This is a genomic window from Synechococcus sp. R8-2 (genome assembly GCF_047461715.1).
In the GTDB taxonomy this organism is placed as follows: domain Bacteria; phylum Cyanobacteriota; class Cyanobacteriia; order Thermostichales; family Thermostichaceae; genus Thermostichus.
In genome coordinates this window covers 1-3,295 of record NZ_JANSHQ010000586.1, presented here as the reverse complement: position 1 = coordinate 3,295, position 3,295 = coordinate 1, and the positions used below count along the sequence as shown (strand labels likewise).

Annotated in this window: 4 protein-coding genes and 1 pseudogene; 2 read left to right on the top strand and 3 right to left on the bottom strand. The window is 58.5% G+C overall.

Going from position 1 to position 3,295, the window contains the following annotated elements:
- The 3 genes from NW819_RS12795 to NW819_RS12785 form a co-directional block, all read right to left on the bottom strand.
- Nucleotides 1-124 (bottom strand): IS630 transposase-related protein (locus NW819_RS12795; protein WP_414413975.1); only part of this gene is annotated, 124 nt, incomplete at its 3' end.
- Nucleotides 125-290: 166 nt separating this feature from the next.
- Complete coding sequence (locus tag NW819_RS12790; RefSeq protein WP_414413974.1) at nucleotides 291-1,754, bottom strand: cryptochrome/photolyase family protein; 1,464 nt, start codon at nucleotides 1,752-1,754, stop codon at nucleotides 291-293.
- A 123-nt stretch (nucleotides 1,755-1,877) separates the two neighbouring features.
- Complete coding sequence (locus tag NW819_RS12785; protein WP_414399672.1) at nucleotides 1,878-2,108, bottom strand: hypothetical protein; 231 nt, start codon at nucleotides 2,106-2,108, stop codon at nucleotides 1,878-1,880.
- A gap of 176 nt (nucleotides 2,109-2,284) precedes the next feature.
- Here NW819_RS12785 and rbfA point away from each other — a divergent pair, with 176 nt between their 5' ends.
- Both rbfA and NW819_RS12775 read left to right on the top strand, forming a co-directional pair.
- Nucleotides 2,285-2,719, top strand: coding sequence for a 30S ribosome-binding factor RbfA (rbfA, locus tag NW819_RS12780; protein ID WP_414328963.1), 435 nt, complete (start codon nucleotides 2,285-2,287; stop codon nucleotides 2,717-2,719).
- 351 nt (nucleotides 2,720-3,070) lie between these two features.
- Nucleotides 3,071-3,295 (top strand): annotated as a pseudogene (locus NW819_RS12775) (hypothetical protein); the annotation flags it as partial.

Sequence of the window (3,295 nt, the reverse complement as noted above, 5' to 3'; positions counted from 1 at the left end):
CTCGGTTCAGCCAGCGATAAACCGTTGCACGACTGACTTTGTACATCTGTGCAGCTGCAGTGGGGCTGCCCCCTTCCTGGACATACCCTACGACTCTCTCTCTCAGGTCTAAGCTATAGGTCATGAAGCTTCCTCCTGAGGTCTACCCCCACGTCATCTTGCCTTTAACACCGTCTCATTGTCAACTGAATTGACTACAACTACACAGACCTGCTTTGTGGTCATTTCAAATGGCACCTGTCTTGCCTTTTGTCTGCCGTCGTCGAGAGAGGGGGCAGCGGCACAGAGGACTAGGAAGGAGGGGGGAGACCGTCTCGAACAGACCTAGAGTAGGCCTGCTGCACCGCCTGGTAGCGCCGTTTGAACTCCTGCTGCTGCACCTTGTGATCCACAATGGGATCCGGATAGCCACAACTTCGCCGTTCCCGCAAAGCCCAGGCTCCCTTGGGGTCATCTCCCACCCACAGCAGAGCCGGCGTATCCAGCCGTGCCAGCTCCGGCAGATAGCGACGGATGTACTCTCCTTCCGGGTCATAGCGGGCTGCTTGCGTGGCCGGGTTGAAGATGCGCAGGGGCTTGGGATCCGTGCCCACACTGGCGCTCCACTGCCAACCGCCGTTATTGGCCGCCAGATCCCCATCCACCAGCTTTTGCATAAAGTAGCGTTCTCCCCAGCGCCAATCGATAAGCAGATCCTTGGTCAGGAAGCTGGCCACAATCATGCGGCAGCGGTTGTGCATCCAGCCGGTTTCGTTCAGTTGGCGCATGGCCGCATCCACGATGGGGTAGCCCGTCTGACCGGTGCACCAGGCCTGAAACCAGTCCTGCCGATTGTCCCACTCCAGGGCGTCGAAGGCTCGTCGATAGGCTCCGGTTTCCACGTGGGGCCAGTGGGCCAAGACATGCTTGTAAAACTCTCGCCAGCACAGCTCCTGCCGCCAAGTTTGCAAGCTGCTTTCGGCCTCTTGGCTGCGCACCTCGGCTTCCACCTCCCGCGTGGCTTGCCACACCTGGCGAATGCCGATCGTTCCCCAGCACAAGTGGGGGCTCAGTAGAGAAGTGCCCGGCTCAGCCGGGAAGTTGCGGGCTCGCTCGTAGTCCAAAATGCGCAAACCCTGACAAAAGTCTTCCAAAAGGGCTTGAGCCGCTGCTTCCCCCGCTGCTGGGATCCGCTGGTCGCAGACAAAGCCCAAATCTGCCAAAGTCGGTAGAGGCTGCGCTTTTAGTCCCGATACCGGCTGCAGACCCTCGGGGGTTGGGTAGGGATCCCGCTTGGGCAAGCTCGCCCACCTGCGCCAGAAGGGAGTGAAGACCGAATAGGGCTCCCCCGCCTGGGTCAACACTTCCCCCGGCCCATGCAGCAGCATATCTTGGTAAGAGAAGGACTGGATCCCGGCTGCGGCCAAACTGGCCTGCACTCGACTCTCTTGCTGTAGGGCGAACGGCTCCCCATCGGCATTCCAAAATACGGCCTTGGCTCCCAGGTCAATGGCCAAGCATCGCAACTCCACCAGGGGATCCCCCAGCCGCCAGATCAGCGGGATCCCCATCTGGGCGTAGCGCTCTTGGAGCTCTTGCAGAGCCTGAAGCAAAAAGGCCACCCTAGCTGGGGCCATGTCCGACCGTCTCAGCATCTGCGGGTCGAAAATGAAGACAGGCACCACCTGAGCGCTGCGCTGGGCTGCCTCATGAAGAGCTGTGTTGTCCCCTAACCGCAGATCGCGACGATGCCAAAGCAAAACGGGGGAAGTCATAGGCTGCCAAGCAATGGGATCCCATCTTGGCCGGTTGCCACCGCCTCTTTCAACTCACCCCCCCCCAAGGCTGGGAGCCGGGGCGGCCAGAAGCTACATTCTAAAGAACCTTGAAGAACCCTATCAAAGCTCTAGACTGTCGAACACCCGACTGGGACAATAGCGGCAGCGCTCATCCGGCTTTTGCTGGCCATCGCTGTATCCCATCGCGTAAGCTGTATCCCCCAACATCACCACCAGCTGAGTCAGCTTCAGCGAGAGCAACGGGTCAAGCGGCTCCGTCACATTCAGCATGAACTGCTCAATGGAGCGCCGCAGCGCCTCTGGCGTCTTGATCATCACGTCTCCATCCATCCATCGATGGCTTTAGGTATTCATACTCAAGGCAAGATGGACATGGACTCAGGATAAAGGTGGAAGGAAGAGATGCTCGTAGCATTGGCTACTGTTCTTGGGATCGAGCCGGCAAGGGCTGAGCTCCACACCAGCCAGAGCAGGCTTGCGGATGATGTTAGCCTAGGTATCCAAAAATGGCGACAGCGCGACGGGTGGCACGGGTAGCAGAGCTGATCAAACGAGAGGTCAGCCAAATCCTGCTCTCGGAGATCAAAGATGACCGGGTTGGGGCAGGGATGGTCAGCATTGTGGATGTCGAGGTTTCCAATGACCTGCAAAACGCCCGCATCTTCGTCAGCATTTATGGGGATGAGACAGCTCAACACCGAGCTATGGAAGGGCTAGCAGCGGCCACACCCTTTGTGCGGCGGGAAATCGGCCAGCGCCTCAGCCTGCGACGGGTGCCAACGGTGGTGTTTTTGCAGGATCGCTCTTTGGAGCGGGGATCCCGCGTTTTGGCCCTGCTCAACCAACTGAGACAGACCTCTGAGGCCCAGGAACCGGAGGGATCCCAAGCTGGGGTTGAGGACACCGCCGAGGGCGAAGAAAACGAATCGAGCGGCGAATAGTTGCACCATTTCGAGGGATCCGCGCTGGAGCTCAGCCTGCTTTGCACGAGAGAGCAAAGGATCTGCCTTGATGGCCACTAGATAGAGGGGCCTTTGCTTTGCAGCAATGCGGACAACATGAAAGAAAGATTTTTTACCGTTCGTGTCGCGTAAGCGGGCCCTGAAGTTTTTGGATTTGTTAGGCTTAAGGGAGCTATACAGCCCTTCCCCCGATCGTCTATCCGTACAGGACTCCATGTCTGCGGCACACTTGCGCAAACCAGAGCGCTCTGCTCCAAAGGGCAGCGGCGTTGTTGTGGTCAACCTGCGAAAGGGCTGTAAGGTTGCTGTCCATGCCTTTCCTGCCTTTTCATGGATGTTCAAAGCCCACTGCAACCGGATCCCTCTCTAGGGGGTGCTACTCCACTCCAAGCTCTGCAGGCCCTAAACCAGAGTGTTGCCGAAGCTTTGGTTTCCTGCTTGAAAGGGCAACCCCAACAGGCCACTCAGCACCTTTTGCTGGCTCTGCCGCAGCTCATGGCGGCTCTGGGGGCCTTGAGGCAAAAATCTTCCCTTCGCGTGAGCGGGCCGGAGGCC